23 protein-coding genes are annotated in these 22602 nt (G+C 69.9%); 10 read left to right on the top strand and 13 right to left on the bottom strand.

Annotated features, from left to right (window positions below):
- The first annotated feature begins 200 nt into the window (after positions 1 to 200).
- From NP80_RS30545 to NP80_RS28350, 3 genes are all read left to right on the top strand, one after another.
- A complete protein-coding gene (locus tag NP80_RS30545) occupies positions 201 to 503 on the top strand; it encodes a hypothetical protein (RefSeq protein WP_080596190.1) in 303 nt (100 codons plus the stop codon).
- A gap of 102 nt (positions 504 to 605) precedes the next feature.
- Positions 606 to 818 carry a hypothetical protein gene (locus NP80_RS28355; protein ID WP_006402972.1) on the top strand — a complete coding sequence of 71 codons (213 nt, stop codon included), beginning with the start codon at positions 606 to 608 and terminating at the stop codon, positions 816 to 818.
- A gap of 58 nt (positions 819 to 876) precedes the next feature.
- Entirely contained in the window at positions 877 to 1899 is a 1023-nt protein-coding gene (locus NP80_RS28350) for a serine/threonine protein kinase (RefSeq protein WP_006407170.1), read from the top strand.
- Positions 1900 to 2046: 147 nt separating this feature from the next.
- Here the strand turns inward: NP80_RS28350 and NP80_RS28345 are convergent, their stop codons facing one another.
- Both NP80_RS28345 and NP80_RS30540 read right to left on the bottom strand, forming a co-directional pair.
- The gene (locus NP80_RS28345) at positions 2047 to 3489 is read right to left on the bottom strand and encodes a coniferyl aldehyde dehydrogenase (RefSeq protein ID WP_006409946.1); all 1443 of its coding nucleotides are present in this window, start codon (positions 3487 to 3489) and stop codon (positions 2047 to 2049) included.
- Positions 3486 to 3899 (bottom strand): hypothetical protein, encoded by a 414-nt coding sequence (locus tag NP80_RS30540; protein WP_080559132.1) that lies wholly within the window; start codon positions 3897 to 3899, stop codon positions 3486 to 3488. The genes NP80_RS28345 and NP80_RS30540 overlap by 4 nt, the downstream gene beginning before the upstream one ends.
- Positions 3900 to 4115: 216 nt before the next feature.
- Here NP80_RS30540 and NP80_RS28335 point away from each other — a divergent pair, with 216 nt between their 5' ends.
- Complete coding sequence (locus tag NP80_RS28335; RefSeq protein ID WP_006409942.1) at positions 4116 to 5756, top strand: GMC family oxidoreductase; 1641 nt, start codon at positions 4116 to 4118, stop codon at positions 5754 to 5756.
- Between the two features lie 24 nt (positions 5757 to 5780).
- Here NP80_RS28335 and NP80_RS28330 read toward each other — a convergent pair whose 3' ends face one another.
- From NP80_RS28330 to fliF, 6 genes are read right to left on the bottom strand one after another with little or no spacing between them, the layout of a single operon-like run.
- Positions 5781 to 7130, bottom strand: a complete 1350-nt coding sequence (locus NP80_RS28330) for a flagellar hook-length control protein FliK (RefSeq protein WP_045594310.1) — start codon at positions 7128 to 7130, stop codon at positions 5781 to 5783.
- 32 nt (positions 7131 to 7162) lie between these two features.
- Positions 7163 to 7621: a flagellar export protein FliJ gene (gene fliJ / locus NP80_RS28325; protein WP_006411204.1), complete on the bottom strand. Its 459-nt coding sequence runs from the start codon at positions 7619 to 7621 to the stop codon at positions 7163 to 7165.
- A 41-nt stretch (positions 7622 to 7662) separates the two neighbouring features.
- Positions 7663 to 9204 carry a flagellar protein export ATPase FliI gene (gene fliI, locus NP80_RS28320; RefSeq protein WP_254208268.1) on the bottom strand — a complete coding sequence of 514 codons (1542 nt, stop codon included), beginning with the start codon at positions 9202 to 9204 and terminating at the stop codon, positions 7663 to 7665.
- A 35-nt stretch (positions 9205 to 9239) separates the two neighbouring features.
- Positions 9240 to 9917, bottom strand: coding sequence for a flagellar assembly protein FliH (gene fliH, locus NP80_RS28315; RefSeq protein ID WP_045594309.1), 678 nt, complete (start codon positions 9915 to 9917; stop codon positions 9240 to 9242).
- Complete coding sequence (gene fliG, locus NP80_RS28310; protein ID WP_006402963.1) at positions 9910 to 10905, bottom strand: flagellar motor switch protein FliG; 996 nt, start codon at positions 10903 to 10905, stop codon at positions 9910 to 9912. The genes fliH and fliG overlap by 8 nt, the downstream gene beginning before the upstream one ends.
- On the bottom strand, positions 10895 to 12658 hold the full coding sequence (fliF, locus tag NP80_RS28305; RefSeq protein ID WP_045594307.1) for a flagellar basal-body MS-ring/collar protein FliF: 1764 nt from the start codon (positions 12656 to 12658) through the stop codon (positions 10895 to 10897). Before fliF ends, fliG begins: the two co-directional genes overlap by 11 nt.
- Positions 12659 to 12906: 248 nt before the next feature.
- Between fliF and fliE the strand changes: the two genes are divergently transcribed.
- The 6 genes from fliE (at position 12907) to NP80_RS28275 (ending at position 17018) form a co-directional block, all read left to right on the top strand.
- Positions 12907 to 13251 carry a flagellar hook-basal body complex protein FliE gene (fliE, locus tag NP80_RS28300; RefSeq protein WP_012214333.1) on the top strand — a complete coding sequence of 115 codons (345 nt, stop codon included), beginning with the start codon at positions 12907 to 12909 and terminating at the stop codon, positions 13249 to 13251.
- A 227-nt stretch (positions 13252 to 13478) separates the two neighbouring features.
- Positions 13479 to 13913 (top strand): flagellar export chaperone FliS, encoded by a 435-nt coding sequence (fliS, locus tag NP80_RS28295; protein ID WP_006402960.1) that lies wholly within the window; start codon positions 13479 to 13481, stop codon positions 13911 to 13913.
- Complete coding sequence (locus NP80_RS28290; protein WP_006407159.1) at positions 13910 to 14242, top strand: flagellar protein FliT; 333 nt, start codon at positions 13910 to 13912, stop codon at positions 14240 to 14242. Before fliS ends, NP80_RS28290 begins: the two co-directional genes overlap by 4 nt.
- A 78-nt stretch (positions 14243 to 14320) precedes the next feature.
- Complete coding sequence (gene fliK / locus NP80_RS28285) at positions 14321 to 15715, top strand: flagellar hook-length control protein FliK (RefSeq protein ID WP_045594305.1); 1395 nt, start codon at positions 14321 to 14323, stop codon at positions 15713 to 15715.
- On the top strand, positions 15712 to 16029 hold the full coding sequence (locus tag NP80_RS28280; protein WP_006410296.1) for an EscU/YscU/HrcU family type III secretion system export apparatus switch protein: 318 nt from the start codon (positions 15712 to 15714) through the stop codon (positions 16027 to 16029). The genes fliK and NP80_RS28280 overlap by 4 nt, the downstream gene beginning before the upstream one ends.
- 254 nt (positions 16030 to 16283) lie before the next feature.
- Positions 16284 to 17018, top strand: a complete 735-nt coding sequence (locus NP80_RS28275) for a PepSY-associated TM helix domain-containing protein (protein ID WP_006408062.1) — start codon at positions 16284 to 16286, stop codon at positions 17016 to 17018.
- Positions 17019 to 17085: 67 nt separating this feature from the next.
- Here the strand turns inward: NP80_RS28275 and NP80_RS28270 are convergent, their stop codons facing one another.
- The 5 genes from NP80_RS28270 to NP80_RS28250 all read right to left on the bottom strand — a co-directional run bounded on the left by NP80_RS28270 (position 17086) and on the right by NP80_RS28250 (position 22550).
- Positions 17086 to 18111 (bottom strand): XdhC family protein, encoded by a 1026-nt coding sequence (locus tag NP80_RS28270; protein WP_006409350.1) that lies wholly within the window; start codon positions 18109 to 18111, stop codon positions 17086 to 17088.
- A 156-nt stretch (positions 18112 to 18267) separates the two neighbouring features.
- Positions 18268 to 19668, bottom strand: coding sequence for a branched-chain amino acid transporter BcaP (gene bcaP / locus NP80_RS28265; protein ID WP_006408060.1), 1401 nt, complete (start codon positions 19666 to 19668; stop codon positions 18268 to 18270).
- A 220-nt stretch (positions 19669 to 19888) separates the two neighbouring features.
- Positions 19889 to 20545: a response regulator transcription factor RqpR gene (rqpR, locus tag NP80_RS28260; RefSeq protein ID WP_006402720.1), complete on the bottom strand. Its 657-nt coding sequence runs from the start codon at positions 20543 to 20545 to the stop codon at positions 19889 to 19891.
- Between the two features lie 7 nt (positions 20546 to 20552).
- Positions 20553 to 21365, bottom strand: coding sequence for a quorum system sensor histidine kinase RqpS (gene rqpS / locus NP80_RS28255; RefSeq protein WP_006408059.1), 813 nt, complete (start codon positions 21363 to 21365; stop codon positions 20553 to 20555).
- 414 nt (positions 21366 to 21779) lie between these two features.
- The gene (locus NP80_RS28250) at positions 21780 to 22550 is read right to left on the bottom strand and encodes a ferredoxin--NADP reductase (protein ID WP_012214327.1); all 771 of its coding nucleotides are present in this window, start codon (positions 22548 to 22550) and stop codon (positions 21780 to 21782) included.
- Positions 22551 to 22602: the final 52 nt, after the last annotated feature.

Below are 22602 nucleotides of genomic sequence, written 5' to 3'. Positions count from 1 at the left end.
AATGGAAGACGAAGCGAAAGGCCGGCCGATCAGCCGGCGAGTGCCGGCGGGGGCGGCGCGGCGCCGACGAGCGGCGGTGCGACAGGCGGGGGAAGAATCGACGGATGCGTGCACGCCCGCGGCCGCGCGTCGGGCAGCGGCCGGCATCTCGCAAAGGCGGACGTGAGCGAATGCATCGTGTCGAAGGCAGTGGAATGCGAATGAACGTCAAAGGTACCGCATTGCGCGCACGCCGGCAACGGATGCGTGGATCGCCGCCGCTCGACATGCATGCCAGCTGCGCGCGCCAGCTGCGCGCGCCCGCTGCGCGCGCCCGCTGCGCGCGCCTGCATACGCGCCGGATGCGCTTGCGCGGAATCGGCGGCGGCCGACAGGCGACAGGGTATGATGGGGGCATCCGCGCGAGCAAGCGCCCGTGCGGCGCAGTGGTTGATTGGAGACATTCGACGAAATCGCGGCGCTTTGCCCGCTTCTTCTTCTTTTCGCGCTTCGATAAACCGTGAACAATGGGATCGCGCGCAACGCTCCGGCGAGAGCGGCGCCGATCGCGCGTTTGCCGGCCTTCCACAAGGCCGCGTTTCAAGTTTCAAGAGTGGGGAACCATCATGCATGTCGGGTCGATTGTTTGCACTACCCATATCGCGGTGCCGAAGGGCGCGCGCGGGATCGTCCAGCGCATCCTGGGCGACATGGCCATGGTGACCTGGTACGCGGGCGTGCCGGGCGAGTCCAAGGAACTCAACACCGAGCCGTTCTTTCTCGAGGATCTGATCGACACCGGCGAATCCGTGCTGCCGGCCGGCGCGGCGATCCACTGATCGAGCGCGCCGTGCCGAACGCTCGTCTTTCGGCGCGGCGCGCGGCACAATGCGGGGGATGAACGACGTCACCTCCGCCCCCGCTTCTCCCGACGGCCCGCCGTTTGCCGGTCTCACGCCCGAGTGCGTGCTCGATGCGCTCGACAGCGTGCTGATGCCGGCCGGTCTGCGCACCGACGGGCGCCTCCTTGCGCTGAACAGCTACGAAAACCGCGTCTATCAGGTCGGCGTCGAAGACGGCCCGCCCGTCGTCGCGAAGTTTTACCGTCCGGCGCGCTGGTCTGACGAAGCGATCCTCGAGGAACACGCATTCGTCGCCGAACTCGCCACGCGCGAGATTCCGGCCGTGCCGGCGCGCCCATTCGACGGCCGCACGCTGCATGCGTTCGGCGGCTTCCGCTTCTCGATCTTCGAGCGCCGCGGCGGCCGCGCGCCCGATCTCGATCGCAGCGATACGCTCGAATGGCTCGGCCGCTTCATCGGCCGCATTCATGCGGTCGGTGCGACGCAACCGTACGTCGCGCGTCCGTCGCTCGACATCCGCACGTTCGGCTACGAGCCGCGCGACTATCTGCTCGCGCACGATTTCATTCCCGACGACGTACGGCCCGCGTACGAAACGGCCGTCGCGCTCGCGCTCGAAGGCGTCGAGGCGGCGTTCGAGCGCGCAGGCGAGATCCGCATGCTGCGCACGCATGGCGACTGCCATCCGAGCAACGTGCTGTGGACCGATGCGGGCCCGCATTTCGTCGACTTCGACGACAGCCGGATGGCGCCCGCGGTGCAGGATCTGTGGCTGTTGCTGCCCGGCGATCGCGCGGGCGCATCGCGCGCGCTCGCGGACCTGCTCGCCGGCTACGAGGATTTCTGCGAATTCGAGCCGCGCGAGCTGCATCTCGTCGAAGCGCTGCGCACGTTGCGGCTGATCCATTACGCGGCGTGGCTCGCGCGACGCTGGGACGATCCCGCATTCCCGGCAGCGTTTCCGTGGTTCAACACGCATCGATACTGGGAAGCGCGCGTGCTCGAACTGCGCGAGCAGATCGGTGCGATGCAGGAAGGGCCGTTGTGGCCGGTGTGACGGCACGCGCGGCAACCGCGGCCGCTTGCATCTGCCGATGACGGCCGCTCGCCGCCGGGCGACTCGTGCCCGATACGCCAAGCATTCGCTGCGTCGCGCGCAACCGTTCTCGTCGCGACGCCCGCCCCTTCCGTATGTCGGCAGACCCTAGAACTTCAGCATCAGCTTGATCACCGCCGCGAAGCGCTTGCCGTACGGCGGTGCGATCAGTCCGCGCAGGTTGATCCGCGGCTGCATGACGACCGGCTTCATCTTCGAGAACGTGACGAAGCCGTCGTAGCCGTGATACGCGCCCATCCCGCTCGCGCCCACGCCGCCGAACGGCAGGCTGCCGCACGCGATGTGCATCAGCGTCTCGTTGACCGTCACGCCGCCGGAGATCGTCTCGTGCATCACGCGCTCGATCGTGCCCGCATCCTCGTCGAACAGATAAAGCGCGAGCGGACGTGGGCGCGCGTTCACGTACGCAATTGCTTCGTCGAGCCGCTCGTACGGCACGAGCGGCAGCAGCGGCCCGAAGATCTCCTCGTGCATTACCTGCGCCGACGCCGGCACGTGCGTGAGCGCACACGGCACGAAGCGGCGCGACGCCGGATCCGATGCCGCGTCGGACAGCGCGTGCAGCTGCGCGCCCGCCGCCTGCGCGTCGCTCGCGAGTTGCTGCAGTCGCGCGAAATGGCGGTCGGACACGATCGTCGTGTAGTCGCCGTTGTTTTGCAGATCGGGATAGAGCGTCGCGAAGCGGGCGCGCGCGCGCTCGATGAACGCGGCCTCCATGCCGCGCGGCAGCAGCACGTAGTCGGGCGCGATGCAGGTCTGCCCGGCGTTCAGCGTCTTGCCGGCGACGATCGCGTCGACGGCCGCATCGAAGCGCGCGTTCGGACCGATGATCGCCGGCGACTTGCCGCCGAGTTCGAGCGTCACGGGCGTCAGGTTGTCGGCCGCCGCGCGCATCACGTGGCGGCCCACTTGCGTCGAACCGGTAAACAGCAGGTGATCGAACGGCAGCGCGCTGAACGCGGCGCCGACCTGCGCATCGCCGTTCACGACGGCGACGTGGTCGCGCGCGAACGTCGTCGCGATCAGCTGCTCGAACAACGCAGCGGTGCGCGGCGTCAGTTCGGACATCTTGATCATTGCGCGATTGCCGGCCGCCAGCGCGCAGACGAGCGGGCCGGCCGCGAGCAGCACCGGGTAGTTCCACGGCGCGACGATGCCGACCACGCCGAGCGGCTGCGGGATCACCTTCGCGCGTGCGGGGCGCAGCCACTTGTTCATCGGCTTGCGCATCGGCTTCATCCAGCGTTTGCCGTGCCGCAGCGCATCGTCGATCTCTTCCTTCGCCATCCAGATTTCCGCGAGCAGCACTTCCTGCTTCGAACGATGGCCGAAGTCCGCGCTGATCGCATCGGCGAGCGCGTCCGCGTGGTCGATCAGCATCGTGCGCAGCGCGCGCAGATGCCGCGCGCGCGTCTCCCATGCCGGATACGGCGCACGCAGATAGGCCGCGCGCTGCTCGCGCAGCAGCGTATCGAGTGCGTCGATCGACGGCTGCGCTTGCGGCGCCAGTTCGGGCAGATCGTTCTTCATGTCGTCTCCTTCAGGATGTCGGTGCGCGTCGGGCGGCAGCAGGCGAGGCGGGACGGCAAGCGTCGCGCCCGCGCGACGGTGAAGCCGCACGGAGTACGCCGCGCGCGGCATGCGTGCGCGGCATCGCGCAGCGACGAACGGCAGCGCGCGTGCAAGGCGCGATCACCGGGCGATGCACCGTTGCCGTGCGCGGCAACGCGCGCACGGGACACTGCGCGCGACCCGTCGAATCGTTGCGCGCGCAGACCGTCCAAACGGTCGGCAATGGCTATCGCCGTTCGATTCGCGCCGGACGCGCGCGTCGTACCATGCGCGGCCGTGCACGTGCGCGTTTGAAATGAAATGCGCAGGCCGCGCGGCGCGTCCCGGTCATCCGGGCGGCATGCGGCCTGCAGAACCTGACGCTGCATCGTCTCTCTCCCGTTTCGCGACGGATCGGCTTCTGGCGGCCGGTGCATCGCGCGCAGTCAATCGGCACATCTTAAATTTAGTCCACGCGCACGTTTAGAGGAATCGCTCTTGAATCGTCGCGCCGCGCAGCAGACGGCCGTTCCTACAATGCCCGAACATTACAAGCGGGACCCGGGCCGCGCCGGGCGCCCCGCATGACACGAAGGAGACGTGACATGCAATACGACTACATCATCGTCGGCGGCGGCTCGGGCGGTTCGAGCGTCGCCGCGCGCCTCGCCGACGCGTGCCCGGACGCGACGATCGCACTCATCGAAGCGGGCCCGCACACCGAGCGCAATCTGCTCGTCAACATGCCGGTCGGCATCGCGGCGCTCGTGCCGTTCAAGCTGCGCACCAACTACGGTTACGAGACCGTGCCGCAGCCGGGCTTGGGCGGGCGCCGCGGCTATCAGCCGCGCGGCCGTGGCATGGGCGGCTCGAGCGCGATCAACGCGATGATCTATACGCGCGGCCATCCGAGCGACTACGACGAATGGGCGCAGATCGGCGCGACCGGCTGGGGCTGGCAGGACGTGCTGCCGTATTTCCGCCGCGCCGAAGGCAACCAGCGCGGCGCCGATGCATGGCATGGCGCCGACGGTCCGCTGACGGTATCGGATCTGCGCTTTCGCAATCCGTTCTCCGAACGATTCATCGCGGCCGCGCATGCGGCCGGCTATCCGCTCAACGACGACTTCAACGGCGCGACGCAGGAAGGCGTCGGCTTCTATCAGGTCACGCATCGCGACGGGTCGCGCTGCAGCGTCGCGCGCGCATACATCTACGGCCGCAACCGGCCGAACCTGCACGTGATCACCGATGCGACGGTGCTGCGCGTCGGCTTCGACGGCAAGCGTGCGGTCGGCGTCGCGGTGTCGCGCAACGGACGCATCGAGACGCTCGGCGCGCGCGCGGAAGTGATCCTGTCGGCGGGCGCGTTCAACTCGCCGCAACTGCTGATGTGCTCGGGCATCGGGCCCGCCGCGCAGTTGCGCCGGCACGGGATCGCGGTCGTGCACGATGCGCCGGACGTCGGCGAAAACCTGATCGACCACATCGACTTCATCATCAACACGCGCGTGAATTCGTCGGAGCTGGTCGGCATCTGTCTGCGCGGGATCGCGAAGATGACGCCCGCGCTCGCCCGCTATTTCTCGAGCCGCACGGGAATGATGACGAGCAACGTCGCGGAAGCGGGCGGCTTCATCAAGAGCGATCCGTCGCTCGATCGGCCGGACCTGCAGCTGCATTTCTGCACGGCACTCGTCGACGATCACAATCGCAAGATGCACTGGGGATTCGGCTATTCGCTGCACGTGTGTGCGCTGCGTCCGTACAGCCGCGGCACGGTCGCACTCGCGAGCGGCGACGCGCGCGATGCGCCGCTGATCGATCCGCGCTTTTTCAGCGATTCGCGCGATCTCGACCTGCTCGTGCGCGGCGCGCAGGCGATGCGCCGCATCCTGTCGCAGCCGCCGCTCGCCTCGCAGGGCGGTCGCGAGCTCTACACGCATCCGCATCAGAGCGAAGCCGAGCTGCGCGAAGCGATCGTCGCGCATGCGGACACGATCTATCACCCGGTCGGCACGTGCCGGATGGGCTCGGACGCGCGCGCGGTCGTCGATCCTCAACTGCGCGTGCGCGGCGTCGAAGGGTTGCGCGTCGTCGATGCGTCGGTGATGCCGACGCTGATCGGCGGCAACACGAATGCGCCGTCGGTGATGATCGGCGAACGCGCGGCGGACTTCATCGTCGCCGCGCGCAGGGGCGGCGTGCCGCGCGATCAGCCCGCGGCTACCGTGCACGGCCGCTGAGCGGCGTGCGGCGCGGCGCGATGTTCAGGCAAACGTATCGACGAGGCCCGCGCGGCGCGCGACGGCGGCGCTCGATGCGGCCGTCGCGGATGGCGCGGCGTCGACCGGTGCATCGGCGCCTGACGACCCGCCGCCCGCGCGCTGCGACGGCCGGCCGCCGGCGAACTGCTGTTGCGGCTGCTGCTGCGATGCGAAGCCGCCGTCGCTGACGGTCGCGCTGCCGAGCCCGAGCCCGCCCGCTTCCATCGCGTCGCGCAGCTTCGGCAGCGCGGCTTCGACCGCGTCGCGCACCTGCGCATGCTGCGATACGAACAGCGCATGCGCGTGGTTGTCCGCGACGCGCAGCACGACCTGCAGCGGCCCGAGGTCCGGCGGGTTCAGCGTCAGCTCGGCGCTTTGCTGGTGCGCATTCGACAGGAACACGACCTTCTGGCTCAACGCGTCCGTCCAGTCGGCGGTGCCGACCGGCGGCGCGAGCACGTGCGCGTTCGCCGCGGCGATCGCGGCCGATGCCGGCGGCGTCGGGAGATTCGCATGCGCGGCGGCGGTCGCGGCGGCCGCCGCGAGCGTTGCGGCGGCATTCGGTTCGGCCGCGTCGGTCGCGGCAGCGGCCGTATGCGCGTCGGGTTGCGTCGCCGCTGCGCTCGGCGGCGTGGCCGATGCCGGCTGCGCGGCGGCTTGCGCTTGTGCCTGCGTTTGCGCTTGCGCCTGCGGCGCCGCGCCCTTCGCATCGGCGAGCACATGGCCGAAGGTTGGCGCCTTCGGGATCGGCGGCGTCAGCGGCGCCGCGGCCGTTGCGGCGCTCGACGGCGCAGCCGCGCCCGACGCCGGCAGCGCGACGGCACCGGCACCGCCCGTCAGCTTGTCGAGCGCCGCGTGCAGCGCGTCGCGCGCCGTCGCTGGGGCGGCCGCCGACGCGGCCTCGGGCGAGGTGCCGGACGGCGTCGAAGCGGTCGTTGCCAGCGCCGGCTGACCGTCCGCTGCGGCGGACTGCGCGGATGCGTCGGCAGGCGACGTGCCGTCCGCGTGCGCCTGCAGTTGGGCCTGGACGGCCGCGGCCGCCGCGAGTGCGGCCGCATCGGGATTCGTCGCGGTCGATGCGTGCGCCTGGTCCGGCGACGCGTCGTCCTCGTCCGGTTTGGCCGCAACCGGCTTCGCGTCGGCCGATTTCGGCGGCGCGGCATCTGCGGTGGCGGTCCGGTCGGCATCGTGCCGCGTGTCGACGCGTTGCTGCAGCGTCTGCGCGAACGGCGCCGTGGTGGGCGTCGCGGCATCGCGGTCGCTGCTCGCGGCAGACGACGCGCTGCGGCCCGCGGCTTTCAGCGCGGCACCGACGGTATCGATCAGGGCGCCGGTCAGGGACAGGGAAGGCATGGCGATTCTCTCGTTCGAAGGCGGTGGGCGGATTACGACGTCCGGGCCGCGTCGGCCCGCATGCGCAGGATCTTCGCCGCGTGCTCGTCGGCTTCGCGCTGCTCGCGCTTGGCCGCGCGCTGCGCTTCCTGCGCGACGCCGCGCGCCTGCAGGATCTCGTACGAGCCGACGGTGCGCTTCTTCTGCTGCCAGTTCGGCCGCGCCTCGTCGATCCGCAGTTCGGCAGCGGCGAGCACGCTGCGCTGCTGCGCGATCGCCGCATCGAGCGTGTCGATGAACGCCTGGAAGTTGCGCCAGTTGCCGGCCGGCATCCCATGCTGCGCCGACTGCGCGAAGCGCGCGTGATATTCGTCGCGATAGCGCAGCAGCGCGTCGAGCTGCTCGGCGGCGGCCGTGCGGTCGCGCTGCGCGGTGCCGAGCTGCTTCGCGGCCGCGTCGAGGTCTTCCTGCGCGCGATCGAGCAGCAGTTGAAGCGGGAAACCGTGTGCCATTTGCGTGAGCCTCCAGGGACCGGGTGGATCCGCGAACGGATTCAGGAATCGAACAACGCATCGAGCGCCGCGAGGCTCGACGCGAACGGTGCGCATTCGCGAAAGCCCTGCTGCAGGAACGCTTCGATGCGCGGATAGAGCGCGATCGCGCGGTCGAGCTGCGCGTCGCGGCCCGGTGCGTACGCGCCGACCGCGATCAGATCGCGGTTGCGCTGATAGCGCGACAGCATCTGCTTGAAATGGCGCACGCGGTCGAGATGCGTATCGTCGATCAGCGCGGTCATCGCGCGGCTGATCGATGCCTCGATGTCGATCGCCGGATAGTGGCCGGCCTCGGCGAGCGCGCGCGACAGCACGATATGGCCGTCGAGGATCGCGCGCGCCGAATCGGCGATCGGGTCCTGCTGATCGTCGCCTTCGGTCAGCACCGTATAGAACGCCGTGATGGAACCGCCGCCTGCGGGCCCGTTGCCGGTGCGCTCGACGAGCGCCGGCAGCTTCGCGAACACCGAGGGCGGATAGCCCTTCGTCGCCGGCGGTTCGCCGATCGCGAGCGCGATCTCGCGCTGCGCCATCGCATAGCGCGTCAGCGAATCCATCAGCAGCAGCACGTGCTTGCCCTGGTCGCGGAAGTATTCGGCGAGCGACGTCGCATACGCGGCGCCTTGCATCCGCAGCAATGGCGACACGTCGGCTGGCGCCGCGACGACGACCGAGCGCGCGAGCCCGTCCTCGCCGAGGATCTGCTCGATGAATTCCTTCACTTCGCGGCCGCGTTCGCCGATCAGGCCGATCACGATCACCTCGGCGCTCGTGTAGCGCGCCATCGTGCCGAGCAGCACCGACTTGCCGACGCCCGAGCCCGCGAACAGTCCCATGCGCTGGCCGCGGCCGACGGTGAGCAGCGCGTTGATCGCGCGGACGCCGACGTCGAGCACGTGATGAATCGGTTCGCGATCGAGCGGATTGATCGACGGCGCGGACAGCGGCGCGTCGACCTTCGACGCGAGCGGGCCGAGCCCGTCCAGCGGGCGGCCGGCCGCGTCGACGACGCGGCCCAGCATTTCCCAGCCCACCGGCAGCCGTTTCGCGCCCGCGAGCGGATCGGCGACGGGCGCCCGTTCGAGCGGCCACACGCGCGCGCCGGGCAGCACGCCCGCGACGTCGGTGGTCGGCATCAGGAACAGGCGCTCGCCGGAGAAGCCGACGACTTCCGCCTCCGCATAGGGCAGCGTGCTGCCCGGCGGCAATTCGATCGTGCATTCGGCGCCGACCGACAGACGCAGTCCGATCGCCTCGAGCACGAGCCCGGCCGCGCGCGTGAGGCGCCCGCACGGGCGCAGCGGCAGTGCGCGCTGGCTCCGTGCCGAGAGCGCGTGCAGATGTTCGCGCCAGTGCGCGAGATGCGGATTGTGCGGGGCGCGCCGCGCGTCGGGCGCGGACGACGTACGCTGCGTCGCCCGCTCGGCGGACGGTGCGGCGTGGGCATCGTCCGCGTCGTGCGTCTCGTGCGTCTCGCGCGCATCGTCCACGACGTCGGACCCGCGCGACGCGCGCGCGAGTTCACGCTCGAGCGGCGTCATCGCGCCATGCGCGAGCGACTCGGGCGTAGGCGGCGTCACCACGTGCTCACCTTGCCGATCGCGGCCGCGACGCGCTGCCAGCGCGTCGGCAGCGTCGCGTCGACTTCGCCGGTCGCCGCGTGTGCGCGGCAGCCGCCGCGTTCGATCGACGCGTCGGTGCGCACGCTCCAGCCGAGCGCATCGAGATCGTCCTGCAGATAGGCTTCGACGACCGGCAGATCGGCCGGGTTGACGGTCAGATGCGGCGCGCCGGACAGTGCGGGCTCGGCGGCCAGCACGTCGCGCACCGCCGCGACGAGCGCGGCCGGATCGTGCTTCACGTGCTGACGCACGACCTGCTGCGCGATGTCGAGCGCGAGCTGCGCGACGTCGGCCGCGAGATCGCGCTCGGCGCTCGCGAGCGCTTCGCGAAACGATGCGGCCAGCGCCGCGAGCTGCGCGGCCTGTTCGCGCGCTTCGGCCTGGCCGGCCTCGAATCCCTGCTGCCGGCCCTGCTCGAAGCCGGCCTGATAGCCGCGCGCCTGGCCTTCGACGTGGCCGGCCGCATGCCCTTCGGCGTGCGCGGTGTCGCGCACGCGCTGCAGTTCCTCGGCGAGCGCGGCGGCGGCCGCGGCCGCGTCGTCGGGCGGCGGCGGGGGCGGCGGCGGATCGAACGACGCCATCTCCCACCGCTGGTACGCGGTGAGCGTGCGGACGCTGGCCGGATCAGACATACGCGTCTTCCGCCTTGCCGCCGATCACGATCTGGCCGCTCTCGGCGAGGTTGCGCACGATCTGCAGGATGCGGCGCTGCTGCGTCTCGACTTCGGACACGCGCACCGGCCCGCGCGCGTCGAGATCCTCGGCGAGCAGTTCGGCCGCGCGCTGCGACATGTTCGCGAGGAACTTCTGGCGCAGCGGCGGCGGCGCGCCCTTGAGCGCGACGATCAGCGTCTCCGACTCGACTTCCTTCAGCACCATCTGGATCGCGCGATCCTCGAGGTCGAGCAGGTTCTCGAACACGAACATCTGGTCGACGATCTTCTGCGCGAGGTCCGGGTCGTACTGGCGCACGCTTTCGAGCACACCTTCCTCGTGCACGCTCGTCATGAAGTTGAGGATCTCGGCCGCGGTGCGGATGCCGCCCATCGGGCTGCGCTTCAGGTTGTCGCTGCCGGACAGCAGGCTCGTCAGCACGTCGTCGAGCTCGCGCAGCGCGGCCGGCTGAATGCCGTCGAGCGTGGCGATGCGCAGGATCACGTCGTTGCGCAGCCGCTCGGTGAAGCACGACGCGATCTCGGAGGCCTGATCGCGATCGAGATGGACGAGGATCGTCGCGATGATCTGCGGATGCTCGTTCTTGATCAGCTCGGCCACGGCGCCCGAGTCCATCCACTTGAGCCCTTCGATGCCGCTCGTGTCGCTGCCCTGCAGGATGCGGTCGATCAGCACGCCGGCCTTGTCCTCGCCGAGCGCCTTCGTCAGCACCGAGCGGATGTACTCGCTCGAATCGAGCGACAGCGCGGTGTGCTGCTCGGCTTCCTTCACGAACTCCTGCAGCACGTCCTCGACCTGCTCGCGCGTGACGTTCTTCAGCGCGGCCATCGCGGCGCCGATCTTCTGCACCTCGCGCGGCGCGAGGAAGCGGAATACCTGCGCGGCTTCTTCCTCGCCGATCGACATCAGCAGCAGCGCGCTTTTGGTCAAGCCTTCAGCGTTCATCGGACACCCAGTTCTTCACGACGGTCGCAACGATCTTCGGATCCTGGCGGGCGATCGTGCGCGCGTAGTCGAGGTTGCGTTCGTAGCGGTTCTTCTCGTTTTCGAAGGCGAGCAGCGCCGTATCGGACTCGCTTTCCGGCTCGGGCGCCGGCAGCCCGTCGAGCACGACCGGCTCGCCCGGCAGCGCGAGCGCCGGCGCCGGCGGCTCGGGCGGCGGGAACGCGCGGCGCATCGCCGGCCGCACGAACATGAAGTAGAGCGCCGCCGCGGCTGCCGCAATGCCGAGCCACTTCGCCGCTTCCTTCGCGAGCGCGATCATGTCGGGCTGGCGCCACCACGGCAGGTCGGCGTTCGGATCGGTCGCGGTCGAGAACGCGCTGTTCATCACGTTCACCGAGTCGCCGCGCTTCGCGTCGTAGCCCATCGCGTCCTTCACGAGCTGCTCGATCTGCGCGAGCTTCGCGGGCGGCAGCGGCTGCATCGTCACGTGGCCCTTCGCGTCGGCGACCGGCTGATAGTTGACGACGACGGCGACCGACAGCCGCTTCACGGTGCCCATCGGCTGCTCGACGTGGCGGATCGTCTTGTCGAGCTCGTAGTTGGTCGTCTGGTCCTTGCGGTCGCTGACCGGCGTCGTCTGCGGTGCGTTCGCGCCGTTGCCGGCGACGATCGGCGCGGAAGCCGGCTGCGGCGGCGTGTTCGACAGCGCGCCCGGCACGCCCGACGCGCCGCTTTGCGCGAGCTCGGTCGAGGTGCTGGTCTGCTGGCTGCGGATCGCCGCCTGCTGCGGCGAACCGTTCGGCCCATAGCTTTCGGACGTCTGTTCGAGCTTCGAGAAGTCGATGTCGGCGCTGACCTGCGAGCGCGCGTTGCCGGCGCCGAAGATCGGGGCGAGGATCGCGTCGATGCGCTTCTGCGTGTTGCGCTCGACTTGCTGCACGTATTTCAGCTGGCTCGCGTCGAGGCCGGTTGCCGACGCCGGCTGCGTGAGCAGATTGCCGTCCTGGTCGACGATCGTGACGTTCTTCGCCGGCATGTCGGGCACGCCGGACGACACCATCCGGGTGATCGCCTGCACCTGGCCTTCGTCGAGCACGCGGCCCGGGTACAGATCGACGAACACCGACGCGCTCGGCGCCTCGCGATCGCGGACGAAGACGGACGGCTTCGGAATCGCGAGATGCACGCGCGCGCCGCGCACGGCGTTGATCGACTCGATCGTGCGCTGCAGCTCGCCTTCGAGCGCGCGCTGGTAATTGACCTGTTCGGCGAACTGGCTGATCCCGAACTTCTGGTTGTCCATCAGCTCGAAGCCGACCGCGCCGCCCTTCGGCAGCCCCAGCGCCGCGAGCTTGAGCCGCGTTTCGTGCACCTGGGCCGCCGGCACGAGGATCGCGCCGCCGGCGTCGGCGAACTTGTAGGGCACGTTGGCCTGCTGCAGCGCGGCGATGATCGCGCCGCCGTCGCGGTCGGACAGGTTGCTGTACAGCACGCGATAGTCGGGCGCCCGGCTCCACAGCACGAGCGCCGTGACGACCGCGACCGCGAACGCGACGGCGATCAGGAACGGCAGCTTCGGATTGCCCTTCATCCGCGCGATGCCCGGAATGCGTTCCGCGAAGCCGCCGAGCCCGAAATCCGCGCCCGCGCCGCCCGCGCCCGGCAGCGCGGCGGCCGCGGCGGCGCCGGGCACCGGGCTGGCGAGGCCCGCGCGGGCATCGGGATTGATCAGCGAATTGGCCTGCGAATCCATGCGTCGAGGTTCTCCGGAGCGGGACGACTGAGCCGCTCGGACGAGCGGGCGGACAATGACACGATGCGATTATCGGCATCCGCGCCCGGTCTCGATCGACCGAAAAGAGCCGGGTTTCCCCCGTACTTTCGCGGCTTTGCCGCACGGTGCGCTGCTATTCTTTTTCGCGATCCGGGATGGTGCGGCCATTGCGCACGCGCGGATCGCCCGGTGCGGCCGGGTCATTTCTTTCTATGTCTGGGGACAGCATGACTGCGAACGTCAGCGGAATCGGTTCGGTGTTGCAACAGATGCAGGCGATGGCCGCGCAGGCGTCGGGCGGCGTCGCGAGCCCGGCGGCCGCGCTCGCCGGCTCGGGCGCGGCGACGGCCGGCACGTTTGCGAGCGCGATGAAGGCCTCGCTCGACAAGATCAGCGGCGACCAGCAGCGCGCGCTCGGCGAAGCGCAGGCATTCGAGGTCGGCGCGGCGAACGTGTCGCTGAACGACGTGATGGTCGACATGCAGAAGGCCAATATCGGTTTCCAGTTCGGGCTGCAGGTCCGCAACAAGCTCGTGAGCGCTTACAACGACATCATGCAGATGTCGGTGTGACGCGCGGGCCGCTGCCCCGCCTTCGTCGCCGGCCGGCGCGCCGGCCCGCTGCGGCGCTCGCCGCGCACCGCTCGCCGCGCACCGCTCGCCGCGCACCGCTCGCCGCGCATCGCGCGCCGCGCGCCTAAAGCTTTCCCGTTCCTTTCCGATAACTCAGGGAGAAAACCGCGCCGTGCGACGCACGGCAGCGGCCCCCGTCATAGCCAAGCATCAACAAGGAGAAGCGCATGTTTTCCCCAGGACACGCTGGAGCCAATGCCTACGCGCGTGTCGGCGTCGAGACCGGGGTGATGGGCGCCTCCCCGCACCGGCTGATCGCGATGCTCTATCAGGGCGCGCGCCAGGCCGTCGCGCTCGCGCGCATGCATCTGCAGCAGGGCAACGTGCCGGCGCGCGGCGACGCGATCGGCAAGGCGATCCGCATCGTCGAAAGCGGCCTGCAGGCCGCGCTGAACCGCGAGGCGGGCGGCGAGATCGCCGCGCGCCTCGACGCGCTGTACGCGTATATCGGCCGGCGGCTGCTCGAAGCGAATGCGCAGGCGAGCGACGCGATGCTGGTCGAGGTCGACGGACTACTCGCGACGCTCGAGGAAGCATGGACCGGCATCGGCCCCGAAGTCGCGCGGATGGCCGCGCAGCAGACGGGCGATATGCCGAGATGAATCGCAAGGCCGACTACTTCGCACGCTACGAGGCGCTCGCGGCCGTGTCGGGCCGGATGCTGCGCGCGGCGCGCGGCGCCGACTGGCATGCGCTGTCGGGGCTGCAGGACGAGTATCTGCGGCTCGTCGATGCGCTGAAGGAGGCCGAGCGGGACATCGCGCTCGACGAATCGGAACTGGGCCGCAAGCTCGCGCTGATCCGCCGGATCCTCGCGGACGACGCGGCGATCCGCGATCTCGCGAGCCCCGAAGTCGCGCGGCTGTCCGCGTTGTTCGAGACGCGGCGTTCGACCAAGGTATTGACCGAGCTCTACCGCACGCGCGGCTAGAGCCCGTATTCCGGGGCAGCGCGGCGGCCTCGTTCCCGGAGTGCGCAACGATGTGGCCGAGGTGAGCAGGCTCCGATCATGACCGGTATCGACTCCGTTGCGGCCGCGCTGCTCGCGAGCCGTCTCGACAGCCTGCTGACCGGCGGCGTAGCGTCGGCGGCCGCCGGCGGCGCCGCGGCGCAGGTCGGCACGCCGGGCGCCGGCGTCGCGCCGTCGTCCGAGGCGAGCGGCGCGCTGCCGCAGCCGCCCGCGGCCTCCACGCAGACCGCGCTGTCCGATGTCGCGCGCGTGCTCGATGCGATCGCGCGCACGGGCGGCGATGCCACGCCTGCCGTCGTCGGGCGCATGCCGCTCGTACCCGATCCGGCCGCGCTGTTCGCCGCGGCGGCGGATGACGCCGCCGGGCAGTCCGGGCATGCGACCGCAGCGGCCGCTTCGGGCCCCGCGCCGGGCGCTGCCGCCGCCACTGCCGCCGCCACTGCCGCCGCCACTGCCGCCGACGCCGCGCCGCCGTCGCTTGCCGGCGCCTTGCGGGCGGCGCTCGCGCAGGCGGTCGGCGAAAGCGGTCTCTTCTACGAATCCCATCTCGCGCAGTGGTTCGCCGGCCAGCGACCGCTCGCGACGCTGCTGCGCGAGCCGCAGGCGCGCATCGCGAGCGCGCAGACGTCGGCCGATCCGGACGCCGCGCCGGACGACGATGCGCTCGATGTCTTGCTCACGCCACGCCTGTCGCTGCCGTCCGCGCGCGCGGCGGTTCAGCCGGGCGCCGCTGCGTCGGGCGCCGCTGCGTCCGGCGGCGCGCGGCCGGACGGCTCCGCCCCGGAACCGATGCCGGGCGCTCAGCCGCATCCGCCGCTCGCGCGCGCGGCGGCGGACGCAACCGATCCGCTGCACGAACTCGCCGACTGGCGCGCGTCGGTCGCGCGCCCGGCCGACGCCGCAGCGCCGTCCGACGCGGCGCCGCCGACGCCCGTGCATCCGGCGGCCGTGCCGGTCGTCCGGCAGCAGCTCGACACGCTCGCGACCGACCAGTTTCGCTGGACCGGCGAAGCGTGGCCGGGCGTGCGCGTCGACTGGACGATCGAGCCCGACGAGCCGGGCGGGCGCGCGCCGCGCAGCGGCGACGACGCGGGCGACGGCATCGCGTGGCGCACGCGGCTCACGCTGACGCTGCCGACGCTCGGCACGGTCGACGCCGAACTGCAGCTGAACGGCGCGCAGCTCGTCGCGCGACTGCGCGCGAACCAGGCGGGCGCCGCGCGGCTCGCGCAGCACGAACCTGCGCTGCGGCGGCGGTTCGAGGGATCGGGGCTGCAGCTCGGCGGGCTGTCGATTCGCGCGGTCGACGAGCAGCCCGAGCCGTTCGACGCGTTTGCCGCGCAGGCGGCCGCGAGCGCCTATGCGCAGGCGGCGGCCGGAAGCGCTGCGGTGCCGGTACCGCCGGTGCCGCCCGACGACGGAGCCTTGCGATGACGACGCCGCACCGCAAGCGCGCCGCGGCGCTCGTCTACGATCCGAAGGGCGGCGATACGGCACCGCGCGTCCTCGCGAAGGGCTATGGCGCGCTCGCGGAGATGATCGTCGCGCGCGCGAAGGAGGCCGGGCTCTACGTGCATACGGCGCCCGAGATGGTGTCGCTGCTGATGCAGGTCGATCTCGACGACCGGATCCCGCCGCAGCTCTATCAAGCCGTCGCGGACCTGCTCGCGTGGCTCTATGCGCTCGATCGCACGGATGCGCCGGCCGACGCCGCCGCGCCGCGTTTTCCGTTGCCGCCGCTGCGCTGAGCGCGATCCGGCGGTCGCGCGCTGCGCGAATAATACAAACGGCTTTCTGTCGTTATTCGGGCGCAACGGTCTGCCATCTCCCTTCGATCGCACGTCTTCTTATCGCTTTTTCCCGATCGCACGGCGTCGCCGCGGGCTCGCCGCCGTTGAGGCGCATCTCGATTTGTGTAATGATAGCCATTCTCATTTCATGTTGAGCGGGCGGCGCGCGAACCGGCGCGCCGCCCGTCGTTTTGAAGAATGGAAGCTTTCGCGTGAACGCGCCCGAAACGATCGATCCGCTCCACGCGGACTTGCCCCGCGAGGGCGTTGCCGTGCTGCACCCGGCCGCACGTCCGCTGACCGATGCCGAGCTGGCGGCACGCCGTTCGCGGTCGCGCCGCGCCACCTTCATCAAGTGGCTGCGCAAGGTGCACGGTTGGGTCGGGTTGTGGGGGGCGGTGCTCGGGCTGCTGTTCGGCGTGACGGGCGTGCTGCTCAATCATCGCGCGCCGCCGCTGAAGATCGCGACGGGCGAGCCGCAGGTCGAGCAGTTGCAGCTCGCGCTGCCGGACCCGGCGCCGAAGACGCCGGCCGCGATGACGAAGTGGCTGCAGCGCGAACTGCATTTCGAAGGCCGGCCGGGGCGCGTGCGCAAGGAGCCCGCGCAGCCGGTCGCGTGGGGCGACCGGCACGTGATGCAGCCGGAGCACTGGCAGATGGGCCTGTTCGGGCCGCGGCAGAACCTGCAGGCCGAATACTGGGTGGGCAACGGCTACGTGTCGGTGAAGCGCACGGGCAACACGTTGCTGACAACGCTGAACAACCTGCATCGCGGCGTCGGAATGAGCATCGGCTGGGTGCTGCTGATGGATACGATCGCCGGGTCGCTGATTCTGCTGTCGCTGACCGGCGTGCTGCTCTGGACCGAGCTGAACAAGCGGCGCACCGTCGGCGTCGTGCTGGTCGCCGGCTCGGTGGCCGCGGCGCTCGCCGCCGGCCTCGCGTGACGGCACGGGCAGCGCCGCGCATTGCGCGCGGCGTCGCGGTGCGACCGCGAGTGCGGCCGCGCCGGCTTCAGAGCCCGCAGGTCGCGCCGCCGTTCGCGGCGATCTCGCGCGCGGCTTTCGCGCCTTCGACCTGCAGGATCGTCGGCAGCGACACGTTGTTCTTCGCGGCCGTGACCTCGGCGAGAATCGAGATCGCGATTTCCGGCGGCGTGCGGCTGCCGATGTAGATGCCGGCCGGCCCGTGCAGCCGGCTCAGTTCCGCTTCGCTCAGATCGAATTCGCGCAGCCGCTCGCGGCGCGCCGCGTTGTTGCGCCGCGAGCCGAGCGCGCCGACGTAGAACGCGGGCGTCTTCAGCGCCTCCATCAGCGCGAGATCGTCGAGCTTCGGATCGTGCGTGAGCGCGATCACGGCCGAGCGCGCGTCGAGCTTCATGTGGAGCACCGTATCGTCGGGCATCGTGCGCACGATGCGCGTGCCGGGCACGTCCCAGCCGTCCGTGTATTCTTCGCGCGGGTCGCAGACGGTCACCTGATAGTCGAGCCCGACCGCGATCTGGCACAGATAGCGCGACAGCTGCCCGGCGCCGATCACGAGCATCCGGTAGCGCGGGCCGTGGATCGTCACGAGCCGCTCGCCGTCGAACGCGAGCCCGTCGGTCGCCTGCGCGGGCGACAGCGACGCGCGGCCCGTCGCGAGCGTCATCGTGCGCGTGACGAGGCGGCCCGCCTCGACCTCCGCGCAGAGCGCCGCGATTCCGCTGTCGCGCGTCAGCGGCTCGAGCACGAGCTGGATCGTGCCGCCGCACGGCAGCCCGAAGCGGTGCGCTTCTTCGGCCGTCACGCCGTACTTGACCGCTTCCGGCCGCGCGTCGCGCGCGATGCCGTTCGCATGCACGCGCGCGATGAGATCGTCCTCGATGCAGCCGCCCGACACCGAGCCGACCACGAGCCCGTCTTCGCGCACCGCGAGCATCGCGCCTTCCGGGCGCGGCGACGAGCCCCAGGTCTTCACGACCGTCACGAGCAGCACGCGGCGACCTTCGTCGAGCCAGCGCGCGCTCGATTTCAGCACGTCGAGATCCACACTTTCCATCGTCGTTCCCTCGTTGATTGCGCGCATTATGAACCGCCTGCCGCGGACGTGCTCGGCGTGCACCGCGCGTGCGACGGCGGCTGCAAAGCAAAACGGCGCGCTCGCAAGGCGGCGCGCCGTCAGTGCGGGCGGCGCGTCGCTGCGCCGCGCGCGGGATCACTCCGCGTGGCCGCGGGCGAGCTTCGAATGGTGTCGCGAATAGAGGAAATAGACGGCGAGACCGATCACGAGCCACACGCCGAACGCGATCCAGGTGACCGGCTGCAGATTCACCATCAGGAACACGCACGCCGCCACCGCGAGCAGCGGCACCACCGGCACGCCCGGGCAGCGGAACGCGCGCGGCAGGTGCGGGTGCGTGCGGCGCAGCACGAGCACCGCGATCGAGACCATCGAGAATGCGGCCAGCGTGCCGATGTTGATCAGCTCCGCGAGCACGTTCAGCGGCACGAGCGCGGCGATCAGTCCGAAGAACAGGCCGACGAGCCAGGTTGTCAGGAACGGCGTCGCGTAGCGCGGATGCACGCGCGACAGCGTGCCCGGGAGCAGCCCGTCGCGCGACATCGCGAAGATGATCCGCGTCTGCCCGTAGCTCATCACGAGAATCACGGTCAGCATGCCGAGCACTGCGCCGAGATCGATGAAGCCCGCGACCCATTTCTCGCCGGCGACCTGCAGCGCGTACGAGATCGGGTGCGAGATGCTCGCGTACTGCGCGGACGGCACGATGCCGGTCGCGACTGCCGCGACCGTCACGTAGAGCACCGCGCAAACGGCGAGCGACGCGATGATGCCGATCGGCAGGTCGCGCTTCGGATTCTTCACTTCCTCGGCCGCCGACGACACCGCGTCGAAGCCGATGAACGCGAAGAACATCACGGCGGCCGCGCCGAACACGCCGTTCCAGCCGTGCGGCATGAACGGCTTCCAGTTCGCGGGCGTCACGTGGAACAGGCCGACCGCGATTACGAGCAGCACGACCGACACCTTGATGAACACCATCACGTTGTTGATGCGCGTCGATTCGCGGATCCCGATCGACAGCAGCGTCGTGATCACGATCATCACGAGGAACGCGGGCAGGTTGAACCACGTGACGACGCCGGGCACCGCGCCCGGCGCGGCGGTCAGCACGGTCGGCAGCGTGAGCCCGAAGCCCTGCAGCAGCGACTGCAGATAGCCCGACCAGCCGACCGATACGGCCGATGCCGCGAGCCCGTATTCGAGCATCAGGTCCCAGCCGATGATCCACGCGACGAGTTCGCCGAGCGTCGCATACGAATACGTGTAGATCGAGCCGGCGACCGGGATCGTCGACGCGAACTCCGCGTACGACAGCGCGGCGAGGCCGCAGGCGATCGCGGCGATCACGAACGACAGCATCAGGGCGGGCCCGGCCTGCACGGCGCCCGTGCCGGTCAGCACGAAGATGCCGGTGCCGATGATCGCGCCGATGCCGAGGAAGGTCAGGTCGATCGCGCCGAGCGCCTTCTTGAGTCCGGCGGCGTGCGCGCCGGCGATCATGCGATCGACGTTTTTCTTGCGAAAGAGAGACATTGCGGGTGGATCGTCAGCGGGGCGCGCGGGAGCGGCGGTGCTGACTGAGTGAAAACCCGCAATTTTAGCCGATTTGACGCAAAAGGCTCGCGCTCGCGCAGCGTTGCGTCGCCGAATCGTCCGATAAAACAAGCGCTTGCGTGCGCAACGGCCGAGCGGCGGCCGAGCGGCCGCGCCGGAACCTTGCGCGTGGGACAGCGAGAGGGGGGGGCGCGGTGCGTCAGGTGCCCGACGCGGGCGACATGTCGACGAGCCGGTTGCTCATCACGTAGAACGTCAGTTCCGCGTTGTTCGACAGCCGCATCTTCTCGAGCAGCCGCGACCGGTACACGCTGACCGTCTTCACCGACAGCGACAGCGTGTTCGCGATGTCGGTCAGCCGCTTGCCCGAGGCCAGCATGCAGAGCGTCTGATATTCGCGGTCGGACAGCTTTTCGTGCGGCAGCGGCTCGTTCTCGAACGACACGTATTCGGCGAGCGCTTCGGCCATCGCGGGGCTCACGTACTTGCGGCCCGCGGCGACCTGCTGGATCGCGCCGATCATCTGCGCGGCGTTGACCGTCTTCGACAGATAGCCGGCGGCGCCGGCCTTCAGCGCGCGCACGGCGTACTGATCCTCGCGGTACATCGAGAACATCAGCACCGGCGTGCGCGGCAGCTTGCGCTTCAGGCGCTTGAGCACCTCGATGCCGTTCGTGTCGGGCAGCGAGATGTCGAGCAGGATCACGTCGAACGTCTGCCGGTCGACGGCGGCGAGCGCGTCGGCGCCGTTTTCCGCTTCGGTGACCTCGCGCGCGACGCCCCGGTCGACGAGCAGCTGGCAGATCCCTTGCCGGACGATCGCGTGGTCGTCCACGAGCAGGATGTTCAGGCCCATCGCGACCTCACGACAGCGACGCGAAACGAGCCGCGGCGGGCGCGCCGAGCAGCGCGTCCCATGCGAAGTACGCGGTCACGCGCGTGCCGCGCCCGGCCGCGCCCGACGTCGTGTCGAGCCCGCCGCCGAACGCGGCGCAGCGCGCCTGCATGCCGGTGAGCCCGTAGCCGGCGCGACGCTTGCGCGCGAAACCGGTCCCATCGTCGGTGACGATCAGCGACAGGAACGTGTCGTCGGCGTCGATCCGCACGTCGGCCGAGGCGGCGCGCGCGTGCTTCGCGACGTTCGACAGCGCTTCCTGCGCGACGCGGAAGATCGCGAGCGCGGCGTCGCCGGCGAGGTGCGGCACGCGCGCATCGGCCGCGCAGACGAAGCTCGTGCGCAGGCCGGTACGGGCCGCGAAGCCGTCGATCCACGCGGACAGCGCGGGCACGACGCCGCTGTCGAGCGCCGGCACGGCGCGTGCGTCGATCAGCCGGCGGTTCGCGTCGGTCGCCGCGTCGAGCGCGCGCTGCGCGAGTTCGAGCGCGCGCAGGCAGCCTTCCGGCGCGTCGGCCGGCAGCCACGCCTGGGCGTTGGCGAGCGCGAAACGCGCGGCGGTGAGTTCTGCGCCGAGGCCGTCGTGCAGCTCGCCGGCCAGATGGCGGCGCGCGGCTTCATCGGCGGCGAGCAGCTGCGCGGACAGCACCGCGATGCGCTGCGCGCACGGATCGGATTTCGGGATGGGATCGGCCGACGTTGCGGCGGCGCAGCCATGCGCGGGCAGCCGCGACGGGAACGGGGCGTGAGCGCCGTGGGGCGCATTAAGCGACGTATCCATGACTCTCCCTGCTGTCAGAAAGCGGTTCAGACACCGGTCGGCGGCGCGGGTCGGCGGCCGTCCGGCTCCCGCATGCGGCCGGAAAACGGCGGCATGCCAAGGTAACAAAAGTTACATTCAGTAACACCTGAGTCCGACCCCTTGCGTGCGGCCAAGTCAGCGTCACGCGCCGCGCATAATATCTCAAAAATGGCGAAAAGGTCATGTCGGGCGGACATTTAAGGGTAAATGTGAATAATCGGATTGAACGCGGCGTAGGAAAAAAACCGACATCGAAGGTCGTCGATGCGGCGCGTCAAATGTAACTATTTGAGATGAAATGGTCCGTCATTGTTACGAATTCGCCAAGCGCGGACGAAAAAAAACCGGAGCCTTCGCTCCGGTTTCTTGATGCTTCACAAATTTGGGGATGGATCAGTCGACGAAAGCGCGCTCGATCACGTAGTGGCCCGGTGCGTTGTTCTTGCCTTCGACGAGGCCGGCTTGCTTGAGCAGCGCGGTCGTGTCCTTCAGCATCGCGGTGCTGCCGCACAGCATCACGCGATCGTTTTCCGGCGAGAACGGCGCGACGCCGAGATCGGTGAACAGCTTGCCCGACGCGATCAGGTCGGTGATCCGGCCCTCGTTGTCGAACGCTTCGCGCGTGACCGTCGGGTAGTAGACGAGCTTTTCCTTGATGATGTCGCCGAGGTACTCGTGGCCCGGCAGGTCGTGCTTGATGTAGTCCATGTACGCGAGCTCGCCCTTCAGGCGGCAGGTGTGCGTCAGCACGACCTTCTCGAAGCGGTCGTAGATGTCCGGATCGCGGATGATCGACATGAACGGCGCGAGGCCCGTGCCCGTCGACAGCAGCCACAGCGTCTTGCCCGGCAGCAGGTTGTCGACGACGAGCGTGCCGGTCGGCTTCTTGCCGATCAGCACCGTGTCGCCCACCTTCAGGTGCTGCAGGCGCGACGTCAGCGGGCCGTCCTGGACCTTGATGCTGAAGAATTCGAGGTGCTCCTCGTAGTTCGGGCTCACGATCGAGTAGGCGCGCGCGAGCGGCTTGCCGTCGACCTCGAGGCCGACCATCGTGAACTCGCCGTTGTTGAAGCGCAGGCTCGGCTCACGGGTGCAGGTGAAGCTGAAAAGCGTGTCGGTCCAGTGATGGACGGATTGGACGATGGCGGTGTCGTATTTGCTCATGGCTTTCAAAACGGACGCGCGTAGCGGACGCGTGTAACGGGCCCAAAAACGG

The sequence above is a fragment of the Burkholderia multivorans ATCC BAA-247 genome, assembly GCF_000959525.1.
GTDB lineage: Bacteria > Pseudomonadota > Gammaproteobacteria > Burkholderiales > Burkholderiaceae > Burkholderia > Burkholderia multivorans.
Note: the sequence above shows the minus strand (reverse complement) of the source record. Positions and strands in the feature narration are given on the sequence as shown.

What these genes read in the sequence shown, in the direction of transcription:
- NP80_RS28345 (WP_006409946.1), bottom strand. Translation starts at nt 3,489, where the DNA reads ATGAAGAACGATCTGCCCGAACTGGCGCCGCAAGCGCAGCCGTCGATC.
- fliS (WP_006402960.1), top strand. Translation starts at nt 13,479, where the DNA reads ATGTTTTCCCCAGGACACGCTGGAGCCAATGCCTACGCGCGTGTCGGC.
- fliJ (WP_006411204.1), bottom strand. Translation starts at nt 7,621, where the DNA reads ATGGCACACGGTTTCCCGCTTCAACTGCTGCTCGATCGCGCGCAGGAA.
- fliG (WP_006402963.1), bottom strand. Translation starts at nt 10,905, where the DNA reads ATGAACGCTGAAGGCTTGACCAAAAGCGCGCTGCTGCTGATGTCGATC.
- fliH (WP_045594309.1), bottom strand. Translation starts at nt 9,917, where the DNA reads ATGTCTGATCCGGCCAGCGTCCGCACGCTCACCGCGTACCAGCGGTGG.
- NP80_RS28330 (WP_045594310.1), bottom strand. Translation starts at nt 7,130, where the DNA reads ATGCCTTCCCTGTCCCTGACCGGCGCCCTGATCGATACCGTCGGTGCC.
- NP80_RS30540 (WP_080559132.1), bottom strand. Translation starts at nt 3,899, where the DNA reads ATGCAGCGTCAGGTTCTGCAGGCCGCATGCCGCCCGGATGACCGGGAC.
- NP80_RS28270 (WP_006409350.1), bottom strand. Translation starts at nt 18,111, where the DNA reads ATGGAAAGTGTGGATCTCGACGTGCTGAAATCGAGCGCGCGCTGGCTC.
- NP80_RS28280 (WP_006410296.1), top strand. Translation starts at nt 15,712, where the DNA reads ATGACGACGCCGCACCGCAAGCGCGCCGCGGCGCTCGTCTACGATCCG.
- bcaP (WP_006408060.1), bottom strand. Translation starts at nt 19,668, where the DNA reads ATGTCTCTCTTTCGCAAGAAAAACGTCGATCGCATGATCGCCGGCGCG.
- NP80_RS28335 (WP_006409942.1), top strand. Translation starts at nt 4,116, where the DNA reads ATGCAATACGACTACATCATCGTCGGCGGCGGCTCGGGCGGTTCGAGC.
- rqpR (WP_006402720.1), bottom strand. Translation starts at nt 20,545, where the DNA reads ATGGGCCTGAACATCCTGCTCGTGGACGACCACGCGATCGTCCGGCAA.
- NP80_RS30545 (WP_080596190.1), top strand. Translation starts at nt 201, where the DNA reads ATGAACGTCAAAGGTACCGCATTGCGCGCACGCCGGCAACGGATGCGT.
- fliK (WP_045594305.1), top strand. Translation starts at nt 14,321, where the DNA reads ATGACCGGTATCGACTCCGTTGCGGCCGCGCTGCTCGCGAGCCGTCTC.
- fliI (WP_254208268.1), bottom strand. Translation starts at nt 9,204, where the DNA reads ATGACGCCGCTCGAGCGTGAACTCGCGCGCGCGTCGCGCGGGTCCGAC.
- NP80_RS28350 (WP_006407170.1), top strand. Translation starts at nt 877, where the DNA reads ATGAACGACGTCACCTCCGCCCCCGCTTCTCCCGACGGCCCGCCGTTT.
- NP80_RS28290 (WP_006407159.1), top strand. Translation starts at nt 13,910, where the DNA reads ATGAATCGCAAGGCCGACTACTTCGCACGCTACGAGGCGCTCGCGGCC.
- fliE (WP_012214333.1), top strand. Translation starts at nt 12,907, where the DNA reads ATGACTGCGAACGTCAGCGGAATCGGTTCGGTGTTGCAACAGATGCAG.
- NP80_RS28250 (WP_012214327.1), bottom strand. Translation starts at nt 22,550, where the DNA reads ATGAGCAAATACGACACCGCCATCGTCCAATCCGTCCATCACTGGACC.
- rqpS (WP_006408059.1), bottom strand. Translation starts at nt 21,365, where the DNA reads ATGGATACGTCGCTTAATGCGCCCCACGGCGCTCACGCCCCGTTCCCG.
- fliF (WP_045594307.1), bottom strand. Translation starts at nt 12,658, where the DNA reads ATGGATTCGCAGGCCAATTCGCTGATCAATCCCGATGCCCGCGCGGGC.
- NP80_RS28355 (WP_006402972.1), top strand. Translation starts at nt 606, where the DNA reads ATGCATGTCGGGTCGATTGTTTGCACTACCCATATCGCGGTGCCGAAG.